General features: G+C 58.1%; 20 protein-coding genes. 13 read left to right on the top strand and 7 right to left on the bottom strand.

All coding sequences use genetic code 11. The features are described 5' to 3' along the window. Positions 1-145: 145 nt before the first annotated feature. Entirely contained in the window at positions 146-538 is a 393-nt protein-coding gene (locus tag ASF29_RS09335; protein ID WP_062450422.1) for a DUF937 domain-containing protein, read from the top strand. Between the two features lie 106 nt (positions 539-644). Here ASF29_RS09335 and ASF29_RS09330 read toward each other — a convergent pair whose 3' ends face one another. Continuing rightward, on the bottom strand, positions 645-1,070 hold the full coding sequence (locus ASF29_RS09330; RefSeq protein ID WP_062450421.1) for a helix-turn-helix domain-containing protein: 426 nt from the start codon (positions 1,068-1,070) through the stop codon (positions 645-647). 103 nt (positions 1,071-1,173) lie between these two features. Between ASF29_RS09330 and ASF29_RS09325 the strand changes: the two genes are divergently transcribed. Continuing rightward, positions 1,174-1,932: an SDR family oxidoreductase gene (locus tag ASF29_RS09325; RefSeq protein WP_062450420.1), complete on the top strand. Its 759-nt coding sequence runs from the start codon at positions 1,174-1,176 to the stop codon at positions 1,930-1,932. A 197-nt stretch (positions 1,933-2,129) separates the two neighbouring features. Here ASF29_RS09325 and ASF29_RS09320 read toward each other — a convergent pair whose 3' ends face one another. Together ASF29_RS09320 and ASF29_RS09315 are read right to left on the bottom strand one after the other, a co-directional pair. Continuing rightward, positions 2,130-2,957 carry an aldo/keto reductase gene (locus tag ASF29_RS09320; protein WP_062450419.1) on the bottom strand — a complete coding sequence of 276 codons (828 nt, stop codon included), beginning with the start codon at positions 2,955-2,957 and terminating at the stop codon, positions 2,130-2,132. 83 nt (positions 2,958-3,040) lie between these two features. Next, on the bottom strand, positions 3,041-4,222 hold the full coding sequence (locus ASF29_RS09315; protein WP_062450418.1) for an MFS transporter: 1,182 nt from the start codon (positions 4,220-4,222) through the stop codon (positions 3,041-3,043). Positions 4,223-4,356: 134 nt separating this feature from the next. Between ASF29_RS09315 and ASF29_RS09310 the strand changes: the two genes are divergently transcribed. Then, the gene (locus ASF29_RS09310; RefSeq protein ID WP_062450417.1) at positions 4,357-5,250 is read left to right on the top strand and encodes a LysR family transcriptional regulator; all 894 of its coding nucleotides are present in this window, start codon (positions 4,357-4,359) and stop codon (positions 5,248-5,250) included. Between the two features lie 6 nt (positions 5,251-5,256). Here the strand turns inward: ASF29_RS09310 and ASF29_RS09305 are convergent, their stop codons facing one another. Further along, positions 5,257-6,546 (bottom strand): pilus assembly protein TadG-related protein, encoded by a 1,290-nt coding sequence (locus ASF29_RS09305; protein ID WP_062450416.1) that lies wholly within the window; start codon positions 6,544-6,546, stop codon positions 5,257-5,259. A 172-nt stretch (positions 6,547-6,718) separates the two neighbouring features. Here ASF29_RS09305 and ASF29_RS09300 point away from each other — a divergent pair, with 172 nt between their 5' ends. Both ASF29_RS09300 and ASF29_RS09295 read left to right on the top strand, forming a co-directional pair. Next, positions 6,719-7,414 (top strand): YafY family protein, encoded by a 696-nt coding sequence (locus ASF29_RS09300; protein ID WP_062450415.1) that lies wholly within the window; start codon positions 6,719-6,721, stop codon positions 7,412-7,414. A gap of 47 nt (positions 7,415-7,461) precedes the next feature. Continuing rightward, complete coding sequence (locus tag ASF29_RS09295; RefSeq protein WP_062450414.1) at positions 7,462-7,830, top strand: VOC family protein; 369 nt, start codon at positions 7,462-7,464, stop codon at positions 7,828-7,830. Here ASF29_RS09295 and tam read toward each other — a convergent pair. Beyond that, positions 7,827-8,597 (bottom strand): trans-aconitate 2-methyltransferase, encoded by a 771-nt coding sequence (gene tam, locus ASF29_RS09290; protein WP_062450569.1) that lies wholly within the window; start codon positions 8,595-8,597, stop codon positions 7,827-7,829. The two genes, ASF29_RS09295 and tam, sit on opposite strands and share 4 nt — an antisense overlap. Positions 8,598-8,833: 236 nt before the next feature. On the opposite strand from tam, the gene ASF29_RS09285 reads away from it, so the two are divergent. Then, a complete protein-coding gene (locus ASF29_RS09285; RefSeq protein ID WP_062450413.1) occupies positions 8,834-9,721 on the top strand; it encodes a branched-chain amino acid aminotransferase in 888 nt (295 codons plus the stop codon). Positions 9,722-9,847: 126 nt separating this feature from the next. Next, positions 9,848-10,288: a hypothetical protein gene (locus ASF29_RS09280; RefSeq protein ID WP_062450412.1), complete on the top strand. Its 441-nt coding sequence runs from the start codon at positions 9,848-9,850 to the stop codon at positions 10,286-10,288. Positions 10,289-10,364: 76 nt separating this feature from the next. On the opposite strand, the gene ASF29_RS09275 is transcribed toward ASF29_RS09280, so the two are convergent. Beyond that, positions 10,365-11,264, bottom strand: a complete 900-nt coding sequence (locus ASF29_RS09275) for a LysR family transcriptional regulator ArgP (RefSeq protein WP_062450411.1) — start codon at positions 11,262-11,264, stop codon at positions 10,365-10,367. A 92-nt stretch (positions 11,265-11,356) separates the two neighbouring features. On the opposite strand from ASF29_RS09275, the gene ASF29_RS09270 reads away from it, so the two are divergent. From ASF29_RS09270 to ASF29_RS09260, 3 genes are all read left to right on the top strand, one after another. Then, complete coding sequence (locus tag ASF29_RS09270; RefSeq protein ID WP_062450410.1) at positions 11,357-11,965, top strand: LysE/ArgO family amino acid transporter; 609 nt, start codon at positions 11,357-11,359, stop codon at positions 11,963-11,965. An 89-nt stretch (positions 11,966-12,054) separates the two neighbouring features. Next, complete coding sequence (locus ASF29_RS09265) at positions 12,055-12,597, top strand: GNAT family N-acetyltransferase (protein ID WP_062450409.1); 543 nt, start codon at positions 12,055-12,057, stop codon at positions 12,595-12,597. Between the two features lie 45 nt (positions 12,598-12,642). After that, positions 12,643-12,942 carry a hypothetical protein gene (locus ASF29_RS09260; protein WP_156462591.1) on the top strand — a complete coding sequence of 100 codons (300 nt, stop codon included), beginning with the start codon at positions 12,643-12,645 and terminating at the stop codon, positions 12,940-12,942. A gap of 143 nt (positions 12,943-13,085) precedes the next feature. Here ASF29_RS09260 and ASF29_RS09255 read toward each other — a convergent pair whose 3' ends face one another. Beyond that, complete coding sequence (locus ASF29_RS09255) at positions 13,086-13,418, bottom strand: hypothetical protein (RefSeq protein ID WP_062450407.1); 333 nt, start codon at positions 13,416-13,418, stop codon at positions 13,086-13,088. 222 nt (positions 13,419-13,640) lie between these two features. On the opposite strand from ASF29_RS09255, the gene ASF29_RS09250 reads away from it, so the two are divergent. From ASF29_RS09250 to ASF29_RS09240, 3 genes are all read left to right on the top strand, one after another. After that, positions 13,641-14,243 carry a superoxide dismutase gene (locus ASF29_RS09250; protein WP_062450406.1) on the top strand — a complete coding sequence of 201 codons (603 nt, stop codon included), beginning with the start codon at positions 13,641-13,643 and terminating at the stop codon, positions 14,241-14,243. A gap of 97 nt (positions 14,244-14,340) precedes the next feature. Continuing rightward, a complete protein-coding gene (locus ASF29_RS09245) occupies positions 14,341-15,186 on the top strand; it encodes a metallophosphoesterase (protein ID WP_062450405.1) in 846 nt (281 codons plus the stop codon). A gap of 180 nt (positions 15,187-15,366) precedes the next feature. Further along, positions 15,367-16,002 (top strand): LysE family translocator, encoded by a 636-nt coding sequence (locus ASF29_RS09240; RefSeq protein ID WP_062450404.1) that lies wholly within the window; start codon positions 15,367-15,369, stop codon positions 16,000-16,002. Positions 16,003-16,120 lie beyond the last annotated feature (118 nt).

Below are 16,120 nucleotides of genomic sequence, written 5' to 3'. Positions count from 1 at the left end.
AACTGTTTCCGGCCTCAACAACTGTTTGATAAGGTTGCGGGCAAGGCAGCGAAAAACGGGGGTAAGAGGCAAGGCACGGCCTTGAGTCTGTCTGTCAATTGTTTTACGTTGACGTGAACGTCATTTTCGCATCCAGGAGGAATATATGAGCGAAATCGTCACCCAGGTCGCCGATAGAGTGGGCATTGCGCCTGATCAGGCGGAAAAAGCTCTCGGCATGATGCTGGGTTTCCTTCAGCGCGAGGCCGATGATGCGCCGGTTGCCAAGATGATCGAATCCATTCCCGGTGCACCGGAACTGGTGGCCCGTTTCAACGGCGAAGGCCAGGGCGGCGGCGGTCTGCTGGGCGGTCTGATGAGCGCCATCGGCGGCGGCGGCATCATGGGTCTCGGCCAGCAGCTGATGAGCCAGGGCCTCGGCATGGGCGAAATTTCCGCTCTCGCCAAGGCAACGATTTCGATTGCCCGGGAACATGCAGGCGACGAAACCGTGGATCAGGTCATCGCTTCAGTTCCAGGTCTCAGCCAGTTCGCTTAATCGGATGGATCTATCGTGCATCCTTAAAGGGTGCACGATAAATAGGTCCCTCATTCCTGTCCTTGTGACAGGAATGCGTGCAGAGAGCGTGGCAGTCGTTCTGAACTCATTTCAGGCGCGGAGGGTGTTCGCTGAACGCTTTCCGCGCCTTTTCTATGTCCGCATGGTGCGTTTCGGCCCATATCCACACGCCACAAAATGCAGCGCCGAGGCTCTTGCCCAACGGTGTCAGGCTGTAATCCACATGCGGCGGAATGACCGGGTGGATGACACGCTTCACCAGCCCGTCACACTCCATCTGCCGCAGCGTTTTCGTCAGCATCTTCTGGCTGATGCCGCTGACATGGTGGCCGATCTGCGTGAAGCGCAGCGTGCCGTGCTCTTCCAGAACCTCCAGAATCAGCATCGTCCACTTGTCTGCCACCTTGGCGATGATGTCGCGCACCAGCGCCTCGATGACCGGATCGGTCTCATCAGGCGGAGGTGACTTGCGCTTTTCCTCTATGATGTCATCGGCCAGATGCCTTTTCATGCCGACACTCTCCTTCGGGTAAGTATAAATCTTTCGGGTGCCTACTACCCATGGGAGAGCAATCTATCTACCTTTTGTCCCAGTAACAAGGAAGGACATTCCCATGAACGTCACAGGCAACACCATCCTCATCACCGGCGGCGGCTCCGGCATTGGCCGGGCGCTGGCGGAAGCATTTCACGCGCTTGGCAACAAGGTCATCATCTCCGGTCGCCGCGCTGAGGTGTTGAAGGAGGTCTCGGCCGCCAATCCGGGCATGGCATGGGCCACGATGGATGCGACCGATGCGGCAGGCATCAAGGCTTTCGCGGATAAGCTTATCGCCGACCACCCCGATCTCAATGCCGTTATCAACAATGCCGGCATTATGAAGAACGAGGATATCAAGTCAGCACCCGATTATCTTGATATCGCCGAGGAAACCATCGCCACCAATCTCCTCGCGCCCATTCGCCTGACGGCGGCGCTGCTGCCGCATTTCCTGACGAAGCCGAAGGCCGCGGTGCTGACAGTCTCATCCGGTCTCGCCTTCGTGCCCATGGTGGCCACACCCACCTACAGCGCCACCAAATCCGCCATCCATGCATATTCCATGGCCATCCGCGAGCAGCTCAAGGGCACTTCGGTCGATGTCATCGAGATCATTCCACCCTATGTGCAAACCACATTGCAGGGCGACCACCAAGCCACCGACGAACGCGCCATGCCGCTCGATGCCTATATTGCCGAAGTCATGGACATCCTGATCAACCAGCCGGAAGCAACGGAGGTGGTGGTAGAGCGCTGCAAGCCGCTGCGTTTTGCCGCGCAGAACGGCAATTTTGATCAGGTGTTTGGCATGGTGAATGGGTTGCATTCTTGAGATGGTGAGGGCGGCGAATAGGTCGTCCCTTGAGAACACCGTCACCCCGGCCTTGAGCCGGGGTCCAGCCAACCCAAGTCCTTGGGTTGGAAAACTCTTTGACCTGACAGACGTCAGGTCGCTGGATTCCGGCTCAAGGCCGGAATGACGGAGAGTATTGGGCAGCTGTTGCCGTTAAGCCATCGACTAGCGCAGAACTACTTATCCCATTCCGGCGCCAGATGACCCGGATTGACGATCCGGCCATCCGCCTTCGCCAGTGCAAAAATTGCCTGCATCTCATCACTGGACAGTTCAAAATCAAAGATGTCGTAGTTCTCCTTCAACCGGCTTTCCGTCGCCGTCTTGGAAAGTGCGATGACATCAGGCTGCTGCACGGCCCAGCGCAGCGCGACCTGCGCGGCGGTCTTGCCGTGTTTTGCACCGATGTCCTTCAGCACCGCATCGTGCGGCACCTTGCCGTCAGCCATCAGGTAGTAGGCGGTGATAGAGACACCATGTCTGCGGGCGGCTTCGATGACCTTGGTCTGGTCGAGATAGGGGTGATACTCGATCTGGTTATTGGCAATCGGCACGTCGGAAAGCTTCACGGCTTCTTCCGTCAACGCGACGTTGAAGTTGGAAATACCGATGTTGCGGACCTTTCCGGCCTTGTGGACTTCGTTCAGCGCGCCGATGCGCTCGGATAGCGGCACATCGCTTTTTGGCCAGTGCAGCAGAAGAAGATCGACATAATCGGTCTTAAGCTTGGTCAGGCTTTCATCCACGGATTTTATGAAGTCGGCGTGTTTGTACTGATCGACCCAGACCTTTGTCGTGAGGAAGATATCGCCACGCGCAATGCCAGAATTGGCTATGACTTCACCCACGGAAGCCTCGTTCTTGTAAATCTGCGCAGTATCGACATGGCGAAAGCCGAGCTTCAGAGCTTCCGGCAGAATGCGATGGACGTCTGCATCAGGCATGCGGAATGTGCCGAAGCCGAGAGCGGGAATATTTGCGCCATTGGCGTTCACTGTGTGCATGGTTTTCTCCATTTTGGGAGTGGGCCCCGCGAAGATGCGGGGCGGGAATGGTATAGGGATAAGTGTGTCGGCAGCGGTTTGGTTCAAGCCGCGTGGGAGAGATTTGTCTGACGACGGTCGAGCGAGCTGCTTAAAATCGTCAGGCCAAGTGCGCCTGCGACCAGAATGGCACCCACCCACGGCGTTGCGCCAAGACCGAGCGATGAGGCGACAACGATGCCGCCGATCCAGGCGCCAACGGCGATTCCGAGATTGAAGGCCGCGATGTTGAGAGCTGAAGCCACATCCACCGCACCGGGGCGGAAACGCTTGGCCAGTTGCACCACATAAAGCTGCAAGCCTGGCACGCTGGCAAAAGACAGGAAGCCGAGAGCAACGAGCGTCACCAGAGCGGCAGGTGCAGACGGTGCGGTGAAGGTGAAAAGAACAAGCACGAGAGCCTGAAAGGCAAACAGCCATGCCAGCGCCTTGACCGGATCGCGGTCGGCAATACGGCCGCCGCCCAGATTGCCTGCGGCAATGGCGAGACCATAGAGTACGAGTACGAGGCTGACCGTGCTTTCCGCAAAGCCGGTGATGTCCTGCAAAATGGAGGCGAGGAAGGTGAAGGTGACGAAGGTGCCGCCGTAACCGAGAGCCGTCATGCCAAAGACGATCAGCAGCCGTCCGGAACCCAGAACCCGAATTTGATCCATGATGCTGGCGGCAGGTGCTTTCTTGAGATTATCAGGCAGCAGCGCTGCGATACCCAGTAAGGCGATGACGCCAAGTGCAGCAACGGCCCAGAATGTTGCGCGCCAGCCCAAGGTCTGGCCGATCAGCGTTCCCAGCGGTACGCCTGTGACGATGGCAACCGTCAGGCCCATGAACATCATGGCAATGGCCGAGGCACGGCGGTTTTCCGGCACCAGATCGGCGGCAATGGTTGCACCGACGGAAAAGAAGACGCCATGCGCAAAGGCCGAGATGACGCGCGCCACCAGCAGCATTTCATAGCTGGGGCTCAGCGCAGCAGCGGTGTTGCCGATGATGAAGAGCGCCATGAGGCCCAGCAGGAGGGGCTTGCGGTTTATGCCACCAGTCAGTGCGGTAATGACAGGGGCGCCGAAGGTGACGCCGAGCGCATAGACCGAAACGATGAGGCCTGCCAGAGGCAGGGTAATGTGAAGATCGTTTGCCACGGTGGGCAAAAGTCCGACGATGACGAATTCGGTGGTGCCGATCGCATAGGCCGCAATCGTCAATGCAAAGAGAGCCAGTGGCATGGTCGTGTCTTTTCTGCCCGGTGAACGGGCGATGGAGCTGAACGATGTGTTGGCATCAGATATCGGCTCAAACCACTTGTTTGATAATCCCGATTAATCGATAATCATCTGTGAAATGAAATCACAGGTGATGAATGGACAATCGCGCCGGAGAAATGGAAGTTTTTGCGCTGGCTGCCGATTTGAAAAGTTTCTCGGCGGCGGGTCGGCGGCTGAAAATGTCGCCGTCCGCCGTCAGCAAGCTGGTGTCACGGGTGGAGGAGCGGCTGGGCACACGCCTGCTGGTGCGCTCCACGCGCACGCTGGAACTCACGCCGGAAGGCGAGATGTATCTGCGCCGCGCCCGCCGCATCCTGAAAGACATCGAAGAGACAGAGGAGCTTGTCGCGGGTGGGCGGGAGGAGGCGCAGGGGCTTTTGCGGGTCAATTCGTCGGTTGGCTTTGGCGAGCGTTGCATTCTGCCTCTGCTGGGGGAATTTGCCGACAATCATCCCAAAGTGCGTCTCGATCTGACGTTGACGGATGGTGTGATCGATCTGATCGGAGAACGAACCGATATCGCCATCCGTGTCGGCCCCATGCGGGACTCGTCGCTGATGGCGCGCCGCCTTTATTCCAGCCGAAGGGTGATCGTCGCGTCGCCGGAGTACCTGAAGAAGCGCGGCACGCCACGCACGCCCACAGATCTGGAGCAGCACAATTGCATCGGCTTCAACTTCAAGCCCAGCCTCGACGAATGGCCGTTTCGCGACCCTGCAACCGGGACGGCTTACAGCAGAACCGTGACCGGCAGCATTCAGGTGTCGAGTGGCTCCATCAAGCGGCAATTGTGCCTGCTGGGTGTCGGCATTGGCCGCATTGGCGAATTTCATGTTCGCCCCGATATCGAGGCCGGAAGGCTGGTACCGATACTGGAAGACCATAATGGCGGCGACATCGAGCTGGTTCACGCCGTCTACGCCGGACACGAGCATCTTGCTGCCCGCATCCGCGCTTTCATAGACTTCCTCGTCCAACGGATCGAGTAAAATGCTTCAGCTCGTCAAACGCGGAGAGGTGATGATGCGCTTGAACAGGGCGGACATGGCGTCGCTGATGCCTTCCGTCGGGCTGACTTCGAAGTAGAGGCCGGGGGAGGCGCATTCCTGCATCTTGGAGCCGATCTGCGATTGGAATGGGCTGATCCAGGTGTTGTACCAGTCGTTCGTGGGCAAGGGCAGGTAGGTGGTGTAGAGAACTGCGATGCGGTAGCCCTTGTTTTTCAATGCTGTGCAAAGTTTGGTGTCGATGGGTTCCTGACAGCGCCCGCCGTTCAGCTTCTTGGTGCAGCCTGTCGGCTTGTAGCTGTCGCCGACGCCGTCGGAGACGAAGAACACGACCTTGTCGGGTGTGGCGGAGCTGGCGCCGTTGCCGGGCTTGCCGATCTTGTCGGCAATCTGCGTCATCGCCCGGTCGAAATCCGTCATCTGGTCGTTGTTATAGCCCTGAGAGGGAATGGACATGAGGTCGATATCCGCCGCCTTCTTTTTGGCATTGGCAAGATCGGCGCTCAGTGGTGAAACTTCCAGAAGCTTGGTGTCTTCGGCCTTTTCACCAAAGGTATAGACCGCCATTCGATATTGGTTGACGTTCTTTCTGGTCGCGACGGCAGTGTCCATCAGACTGGCGGTAGCCTTGGCCACGACGTTGATGCGCGTCGTCACGCCCAGTTTCTTGGCCTTGAAGTAATAGCTGTTCTGGTCGGCCACGCCGTCTTTGACGATGTGACAGGCAAAAGCGCATTTGTCGCTGGTATTTGCCACCAACGTCGCAACGTCGGATGGCGTTGCGCCCACGCCCATGGAAGGGGTATTGTCCAGCAGGAGATAAAAGTCGCTGAACATTTCCGTTTCGTATTTCGCCGTCGCCTTGCCGGAGACGGTGACGAACTGCTTGCCCAGAATGCGCGTCAGCGACGTGTTGACGGTCGCCTGAAAGGCGACGGCGGCCTGCACCACATTCCCGACCTTCTCCACCGACACATCGACGGATTCGACCTCGAAGTCGTTGCGGCCCACGGCATCGCTTTTGAAGAAGTTCATGGCTTCATCATCGGGAAGAACGATCGCGCCATCGCCGGACATTTTTCTGGCTGCTTCCACATGTGCGGACATTTTTGCGACCGCAGACAGCACGGCGGCATCGGCTGCCTGCTGCAGATCGGCCTTGACCTCCATGGCCTGGCTGATATCCAGAGCAACCCCGGCCGCGCCGAAAATGGGCACAACCATGAGTGCGGTAAGAATACCGAAGTTACCTGATTTATCTTGCCAGAAATTTCGCACGTTCTACCCCAGCGTTCGAATTTTTCGCAAGCATAGCCGGGTATAATTGAAAACTGGTTTCCTAAAATAACTAACGGCTGGTGAAAATATTGCATTAATACATTGATATTTATGTATTATATGATGCTTTTAAAGTTTTGTGGCAATAGCAACGGCGACGCAAGGAAACATCGTGTCACGCTCCCAGCGTCTTTTAGACCTTCTTCAATTGCTGCGAACCCATCGCAGGCCCGTCAGTGGCGCGGAACTGGCGAGCCAGACCGGCATCAGCCTGCGCACGCTCTATCGCGATATCGCAACCTTGCAGTCGCAGGGCGCCAATATCGAGGGGGAGGCGGGTGTGGGCTACGTGCTGCGGCCCGGCTATCTGCTGCCGCCGCTGATGTTCAGCGAGGCCGAAATCGAGGCGCTCGTGCTCGGCTCACGCTGGGTGGCAGGCAGGGCGGATGGCCCGATGGCTGTCGCGGCGCAGGCGGCGCTGGCAAAGATCGCCGCCGTCCTGCCGGAAGAACTGGGCGAGGAACTGGAAAACTCCACGCTTCTGATTGGCCCCGGCAAGGTGCTGGACATGGCGCATGTCGATCTCGGCATCCTGCGGTCGACCATCCGCGGCCAGCTCAAGGCGCGCATCGATTATGCCGATGAAAGCGGGCAGAGCACGCAGCGAATGGTATGGCCTTTTGCACTGGCATTTTTCGATCAGGTCCGGGTGCTGCTGGCATGGTGCGAACTGCGCCAGGATTTCCGCAGCTTCCGTGCGGACCGCATCACGGCCTTCGAGCCCGGCTCTACACGATATCCCCGCAATCGCCAGTCGCTTCTGCGCGAATGGCGCGCCCGCCAGCAAAAGACTACTGACAGAAACTGACAGTCGCTCGGTGCACGTTCGCTCCATCGTCACAAGGAGACAGAACGATGAACCACCCGAACTTCACAATCCTCTTCGTAGAAAATCCGGTCGAAAGCACCGCCTTTTATCGCGACCTGTTCGGCGTCGCGCCGGTCGAAGCGTCACCGACTTTTTCCCTTTTCATCCTGCAGGGTGGCCTGAAATTCGGCATCTGGTCACGCTACATGGCAGAACCCGCCGTCACCGTGACCGGCGGCGGGACGGAAGTGGTCTTTCAGGTCGCGTCAGACGGTGACGTCGATGCACACCATCAGGAATGGAAGGCGAAGGGGATGACCATCCTGCAAGAACCGGCCACGATGGACTTCGGTTATACCTTCGCAGCCGCAGATCCCGATGGGCACCGCCTGCGCGTCTACGCATTCCACGGCTAGCGCTTGACCGCCACGATGAACAGTCGTGGAAACCGCAGCAACCGCCGCCCGTCTGCCATGGGTGGATAGGCGGCGTCGATGCGCGACAGGTAGTCGGCGAGAAAGGCTTCCTGGTTCTCCGCGCCCGCGGCTTCTAGATAGGGTCGAAGCCCGGTGCCTTTCACCCATTCCACGATGGCCTGCGCATTTTGCATGGGGTGATTATAGATGCTGTGCCAGACATCGACACGCGCCGATTTCGGCGAAAGCCTGTCGATATAGTCTGCCGGTGATGGCAGGGGACGCCGCCGCAGCCTGCCATCCTCGAACGCCGTCCGCCACGGGCCGGATGCTCCTGTTTCCTGCATCAGCAGATGCGTCGGCTCGTTGAGATTATCGGGCATCTGCACGGCCAGCACGCCGCCGGGCTTGAGGTCGTCCATCAGCGAGACGAGAATGTCGGGATGGTTGGGCAGCCACTGAAAGACGGCGTTGGCATAAAACAGATCGGCCTTTTCCCGTGGTCGCCAGGTGGCGAGATCGGCCTTGATGAATTCGGTATTGGGCAGTCTCAGGCGGGCCTTTTCCAGCATGTCGGCATCGCTGTCGACGCCGGTGATGACATTGACGCCGAAACGCTCGGCCAGAAGCTCGGTGGAGTTGCCGGGGCCGCAGCCCAGATCATATCCCGTTATCAACCGCTCCAGCGGCACCTGCGCCAGCAGATCGCTGGCGGGACGTGTACGTTCATCTTCGAATTTGAGATATTGTTGCGCGGACCAAGCCATCTCGCACTCCTTTTGCAGGCAATCAACATCGCATGTGATTGTGACCGAAGACAGATATGGGTCATCAAAAAACGTGATGAGTTCATGCATGTGCGTGGTGAAATAGCGCAATAAATTCCAAGAATTGAACCTCTTTGCTGTAACTTTCCGTCAATTTTGATGATTGACGCCATTAAGTCTTGACGCATAAGCCTGGGAGGCATTCATTCCCCTGCAAAACAGTCAAGGAGAATGTCATGTCCGTCGATACAGCACCTCGCTCCCCCACCTGGACCTATGTCGATGGCCAGTGGTTGCCGGGTAATCCGCCGCTGATTGGGCCGACATCGCATGCCATGTGGCTCGCCTCCACCGTGTTCGATGGTGCCCGTTCCTTCAACGGCCTCGCACCGGATCTCGATCTGCATTGCCAGCGCGTCAACCGCTCCGCCGTCAATATGGGTCTGAAGCCCACCATGACGCCCGAAGAAATCGAGCAACTGGCGCTGGAAGGGGTGACCAAGTTCGACGGCAACACCGCCATCTATATCAAGCCGATGTATTGGGCCGAACACGGTGCCCCCGGCAGCGTCGTGGCACCGGATGCCGCCTCCACCCGCTTTGCCCTGTGCCTGTTCGAAGCGCCGATGGATGCGGGCGCACCCGTTACGCTCACCGTCTCATCGCTGCGCCGCCCATCGCCGGAAACGGCCATGACGGATGCCAAGGCGGGCAGCCTCTACCCCAACAGCGGTCGGGCCATTCTGGAAGCGCGTTCGCGCGGGTTCAGCGGCGCGCTGATGCTGGACATGAACGGCAACGTCGCCGAGACATCCTCCGCCAACGTCTTCATGGTCAAGGATGGCGTGGTTTTCACGCCGGTCCCGAACCGCACCTTCCTCGCCGGCATCACCCGCGCTCGCGTCATGATGCTGCTGCGGCAGGCCGGTTTCGACGTGCGCGAGGCAACGCTGTCCGTGCAGGATTTCCGCGAGGCGGACGAGATTTTCTGCTCCGGCAACTATTCCAAGGTCTCACCGGTGACGAAGCTGGACGAGCGTGAGTTGCAGGCCGGTCCTGTCGCCCGCAAGGCGCTGGATCTATATATGGAATGGGCGGCCTCCGCGAACGTTGAGGCGGAGTGAACACCGGATCACTCGGTGCTTTGTTTTGAGTTTGAATACAGCAGCCGCGCGTATGGTCGCGTGGTAGACGGTGTAATCGAAACCTTAGACTGATATTTGATAGGTTCACGTTTTAGGGGCTAGACGATGGGCGGCATAAACTGGGAGATCGTGTCAGCATTAGCAAATGTCGTAATGGCCATGACTGCGGTAATCGCCGCGTGGTATGGCTTACGTCAGTACCGTGCCTCTCTGCGAATTCAAGAACTAGAGCAGATCGACAACATCTATAGGTCTGGCATCGATGTCGTGACCAATAATCCCCCAAAAGAATGGGACTTCGCATCTATGAAGCGGGTGATAGATCACCTTGAACTTCAGGAGAGACGCATCGCTTATGGTCTTATCAGCGCCCGAGCGTTGGAGTTCTATCGTGATGCAGCCTCGATCAATGGCGATTTTGTTGACATACCTGCCGATAACCTAAAACTCATCAGGTCAATCTTGCAGGCTGATCTGAGAGGATACCGCCACCTTATTGCTTCATTACAAAAAAATCAGAAAACGGCTTATATCGTAGACTGGTGACAGTCCCTAAACTTGAGCGCGTTCTACCCCCTTCACCGTTTCAAGATGGTGTGCAGATCCATCCCAATTTCGTAGCTTATTGCACCAACACCCCACGCGCCGCATCCACCACGGCCTGCGTCAGCGGCTTCAGTTTGTCGGCGGCCAGCCGGTTGACCTGCCAGTAGAGCGGTATGTCGAGCGGGGTATCCGCCACCAGTTCCACCAGTCTTCCCGAGGCCAGATGCGGGGCGGCCAGCGCGTGCGGGTTCATGCCCCAGCCCATGCCCAAAAGGGCTGCATCCACGAAGCTTTGCGTGGAAGGCAGCCAGTGGGTGGGGTGCACCACCGGCGCACCGAAAACCTTCGACACCCATTGATGTTGCAGCCGGTCCTTCTGGTTGAAGGTCAGTGCTGGCGCCTGCGCAAGCCGGGCTTCCGTCACCCCGCCGGTAAAATAGCGGGTCATGAATTGCGGACTGGCTGTGGCGTGGTAGCGTAACGACCCGAGCGGCGTCACCCGGCATCCCTGCACCGGCTTGTCGAGGCTGGTTACGGCGGCCAGGACCCGGCCGCGTTGCAGCCAGTCTGCGGTGTGGTCCTGATCGTCCACCGCGATATTCAGCAGATAGTTCAGCTCCGTGGCGAAGCCGGAAATGGCATTCAGAAACCAGGTGCCGAGACTATCGGCATTGGTGGCGATGTGGAGGGTTACCTGCTGCCCCTGCTGGTCCGGTGACAGCAAAGCGGGCAATTGTCCGAAAAGCTCGGTTTCCAGCATGCCCACATGCTCCATGTGACGGCACACCCACTCGCCTTTTTCGGTCGCCGTGCAGGGGCTGCCGCGCAGAATGAGGACGGCACCCAGCCGCTCCTCCAGTTGCTTGACCCTTTGCGAAATCGCAGAGGGCGTCACATGCAGCGCCTGCGCGGCGCGCTCGAAACTGCCTGTCTGTACCACCATCGCCACTGCCCGCAGCGCCGCATAATCCAGCATGTTGAAATTAGCCTGTCTTAATCAAGGTAAGCAGCCTTAACTGGATTAAGTCTCTTTCGCCACCTATTGGGAGAATGGAAAGAGGGTGAGGGATGGATTTTTCGACATATATGACAGGCCTGACGATGGGGCTGACACTGATCGTGGCCATTGGCGCGCAGAACGCCTTCGTGCTGCGACAGGGGCTGCGCGGAGAACATGTTTTCGCGGTGGTGCTGACATGCGCTCTCTCCGACGCCGTCCTTATCACCGTTGGGGTCACCGCCTTCCGGCATGTCACCGCAATTCTGCCCGCGCTGGAACCGGCCATGCGCTATGCCGGTGCGGCCTTTCTGTTCTGGTACGGCGCAAAAAGCCTGCAATCGGCGCTGGGTCCGGCCAATGCGCTCGTCGCCGCATCCGGCACCGGCGCCGCGCTGTCGACGACGCTTGCCACATGCCTTGCGCTGACATGGCTCAACCCGCATGTCTACCTCGATACAGTCGTGCTTCTGGGTACGATTTCCACGCAGTTTCCCGGCTCGCAACAGGCTTTCTGGGCGGGTGCGGTCACGTCTTCGTTCCTGTTCTTCTTCTCACTGGGCTACGGCGCGCGCTGGCTGCGACCCGTCTTCGCCAACCCGCAGGCGTGGCGAATTTTGGAGGGCGTCATTGCGCTCACCATGTGGCTGATCGCCATCAAGCTTTTGACGGGTGGCTGAAACGTAATGCCATCAGCAAATCCATTTGTCTTTCGACAGGCGCTCATGCCAATCTGCATCCAGCCTCAATGCATTCAGGACTGCCCGCAATGACCTCCCCCGAAAAACCCGCCGTGACGATCCGCCCCTGTGAAGAGGCCGACATGGAAACCATCACGGACATCTATCGCCACGCCGTGCTGTATGGCAGTGCCAGTTTCGAGATCGAGCCGCCATCGGTCGAAACGATGCGTGAGCGCAGACAGGTGCTGCTATCGGGTGGCTTTCCCTATATCGTGGCCGAGGTCGAGGGCACGGTTGCGGGCTATGCCTATGCCGGACCGCATCGCGCCCGCCCGGCCTATGGCGCGACGGTGGAGGATTCGATTTATGTCGATCCCAACCGCAAAGGCCTCGGCATCGGCAAGACATTGCTGCTCGCCCTCATCGACGACGCTACAGCCAAGGGCTTCCGGCAAATGGTGGCGGTGGTCGGCGATTCCGACAATGCCGCCTCCGTCGGCGTCCACCGCGCCGCCGGTTTCGACATGGTCGGCACGCTGAAATCCGTCGGCTGGAAACATAACCGCTGGCTGGACATCGTGCTGATGCAACGCCCGTTGGGCGAGGCGGATACCACGCCGCGTTTCTAGACTCGATCGAGTTGGATACAAGACGCTAGCGTCATACGGTAGCACTTGACTGAAGAATTTTCAGCGCGTTACTCATCAGTATTAAAGCTGGGGGTGATAATGATACTGACTAGGATTGGTCTCGCAGGGGCTTGGCTGGTTTTGATTTCGGGCGGCTTGCGGTTGGTGATTGCGTTTTATGTCGCCTCGTTGGATGATTTAGCTCAAGCCGCGATGCTGAAAGCGCAGTACCTCGGATCAAGGCAAATCGGCGAAATAATCGATAGAACGACGATTGTTATGGTGTGCGCCATAGCGCTAGGAATTCTTGCAGAGATTAGTAGATCCATCCATCGCAAGGGATGAATGGCGAGACAGCTGCGCTGCAGAACAGATGACTGCTCTCAGTTATACCCATCTCGTACAAAATGGGGCGGGTCTTTCGGCGCCGCCCCTTTTATTTTTGCGCTTTAGTTCCGCAGAGTAACTTCGACGTCAAGTATTGATTATCAGGGCTTGGTCGAGCCCGGTAGTTCCACCTTCACCGTGTCGCCCGACAGTTCGCTGCCAAGTTCCACCGCCTTGGTTTTCTTGTCGTAGACGCAGATGTGGCTGATCGTCGTGGCGGTTCCCTTCGCCTTGCCTGTCAGGATTGCAAGCCCATAGTTCTCACTGCCGGTTGGATCGACCACAGCTTTTGCGTCCATGATCATGTCCTTGGACGCGTCGAGACACTTGGCCTGAACATCGGCGGCAAATTCCTGCCAGGCGCTGTCCGAGGAGGCTGCGGCGGGTAGGGCGATGAGGCTTGTCAGCGCCACGGCCAGAAGCTGTCGTTTCATGGTCATACTCCTTTTCTATGCTTCGCCCTGAAGCGAACGGATTTTCTTGTTTCGGTACGGCAGCGTCGGGTTGAAAAGTGTTTTCCGCAGGGCATGAGGCGAATTTTCCCTTTTGCCGGAACAATTTGATATTTCACAGGTTGCCTCGGATGACGTCCGCTCTTATGGTCCGGGCACACGGTTTCAAGGAGCGGTCACGCCGCTGCAACAAGGAGTAAAACCATGGCTTTTGAACTTCCAGAATTGCCTTACGACTACGACGCGCTTGCGCCTTACATGTCGCGCGAAACGCTCGAGTTTCACCACGACAAGCACCACAAGGCCTATGTGGACAACGGCAACAAGCTTGCCGCCGAAGCCGGTCTCGCAGATCTTTCGCTGGAAGAAGTGGTCAAGAAGTCCTTCGGCACCAATGCTGGCCTGTTCAACAACGCTGCCCAGCACTACAACCACGTCCATTTCTGGAAGTGGATGAAGAAGGACGGCGGCGGCAACAAGCTGCCCGGCAAGCTGGAGCAGGCTTTCGCGTCTGACCTCGGCGGCTACGACAAGTTCAAGGCAGACTTCATCGCTGCCGGTACGACACAGTTCGGCTCCGGCTGGGCATGGCTGTCCGTCAAGAACGGCAAGCTGGAAATCTCCAAGACACCAAACGGCGAAAACCCGCTGGTTCACGGCGCAGACCCGATCCTCGGTGTCGACGTATGGGAACACTCCTACTACATCGACTACCGCAACCTGCGTCCGAAGTACCTCGAAGCCTTCGTCGATAATCTCATCAACTGGGATTACGTTCTGGAGCGTTACGAAGCCGCTTCCAAGTAAGGTCTGCCTTACGGAATTCTGCAAACACCCGGCCTCAGTGCCGGGTGTTTTCGTTCTGTCATATGCGTGTCATTCGCCCGGCCTATGCGGGGGCATCATGACAGACACATCCGCACCGCTCTTCTCCTTCGGCATCGTCGCCGATCCCCAATATGCCGATATCGCGCCGCGCCCGGACATGGGCCGTTATTACGCGGAAAGCCCGCGCAAGCTGGCGGAAGCCATTGATGTGTTCAACGCCCATGACCTTGCCTTCGTCGTCACGCTGGGCGATATCATCGATCGCGGTTGGGAGAATTTCGATGCGATTTTGGGCTGTTATGACAGGCTCAGCCACCGCTCGGTTCTCTTGCCCGGCAACCATGACTTTGCCGTCGCGCCGGAATATCTGAGCCAAATCCACGCACGCCTTGGCATGCCGTCGCCATGGTATGATTTTTCCATCGGCCATTTCCGCTTCGTGGTGCTGGATGGCAATGACGTCAGCCTGTTTGCCCCGCCACCCGGCGACCCGCGCCGGGCGCTGGCCGAGAAGAGACTGGCCGGTCTGCAGGAAGCCGGTGCCACCAACGCGCAGGACTGGAACGCTTCTTTCAGCGACGAGCAATTGCACTGGCTGGCAAAAACGCTGGATGCAGCCGATGCGGCGCTCGAACACGCCATTCTGTTTTGCCACTATCCGCTCTATCCCGAAAATTCGCACAATATGTGGGACGCGCCTGATGTGCTGAACCTGCTGGCCGCGCATCCAAGCGCCAGGGCCTGGTTCTGCGGCCATAACCACACCGGCAATTACGGGCAGTTGGGACATACGCATTTTCTCAACTTCAAGGGCATGGTGGATACGCTAAGCGAAAACACTTTCGCGATTGCCGATCTCTATGCAAATCGCATCGAGATTCGCGGATTTGGCCGCGAAGACAGCCGCACGCTCACGCTGTGAACGCCTCATCTTACGACATGTTCGGTGCCACACGTTGTTGCGCTGGCAGGCGAAAACGCATCGCCAGCGAGATGATTTCACCACACATATTCATTTGATATTCCCCGGAAAACCGGATGATTTGGCGCGATATGGCGGACCAATCATTTCGCGACGGTTATATTTTCAGGAATACTCACGATGACTTACACCGAAAATCTCTGGCTTTATTTCTCGCTCCTGTTCGGCATCATCATCCTGCCGGGCATCGACATGCTTCTCGTCCTGGCAAGCTCGCTGACCGGAGGCCGAAAGGCAGGACTTGCCGCCACATCCGGCATCATGGCGGGCGGGGTCGTGCATTCGCTGTATGGTGCTGTCGGCGTCGGGCTTCTTGCCAGCCTCATGCCCATGCTGTTCACGCCGCTGATGATCTTCGGTGCCGCCTATATGGTCTGGGTCGGCATCGGCCTCATGCGCAGTTCCATCGTGGTGGAGGGGGATGAGGTGAGCGCCAGCGCCTCGGCCCGCCGGGCGTTCCGGCGCGGTATCGTGACATGCCTGTCCAACCCCAAGGCCTATCTTTTCATGATGGCCGTCTACCCGCAATTCCTAAAGCCGATCTACGGCCCGGTCTGGATACAGGGCATCATCATGGGGCTGATGACGGCGGGGACCCAACTTGCGGTCTATGGCACACTGGCGCTGACTGCGGGCAAGAGCCGTGATTTGCTGGTGTCTTCACCGCACATTACCATTCTCATTGGTCGCGCTGCGGGTTTGCTGCTGGTTGTCATCGCCGGTTTCACCCTGTGGGAGGCGATTTCCAGCCGGTGATATGCGCCTGATAACGCTTCAAAAAATCACCGGAATGTGACTTCTTTTTGCCATGGGAAGCGGGCATCTTCGTTTCGCCAATAGCATAGCTTCGGCGCACAGGCTCGGCTGTGCCTTG

Origin of the sequence: Rhizobium sp. Leaf262, assembly GCF_001422245.1 — a bacterium.
Lineage (GTDB): Bacteria > Pseudomonadota > Alphaproteobacteria > Rhizobiales > Rhizobiaceae > Agrobacterium.
The sequence above is the reverse complement of the archived record's forward strand: the minus strand, read 5'-3'. Positions and strand labels throughout refer to the sequence as shown.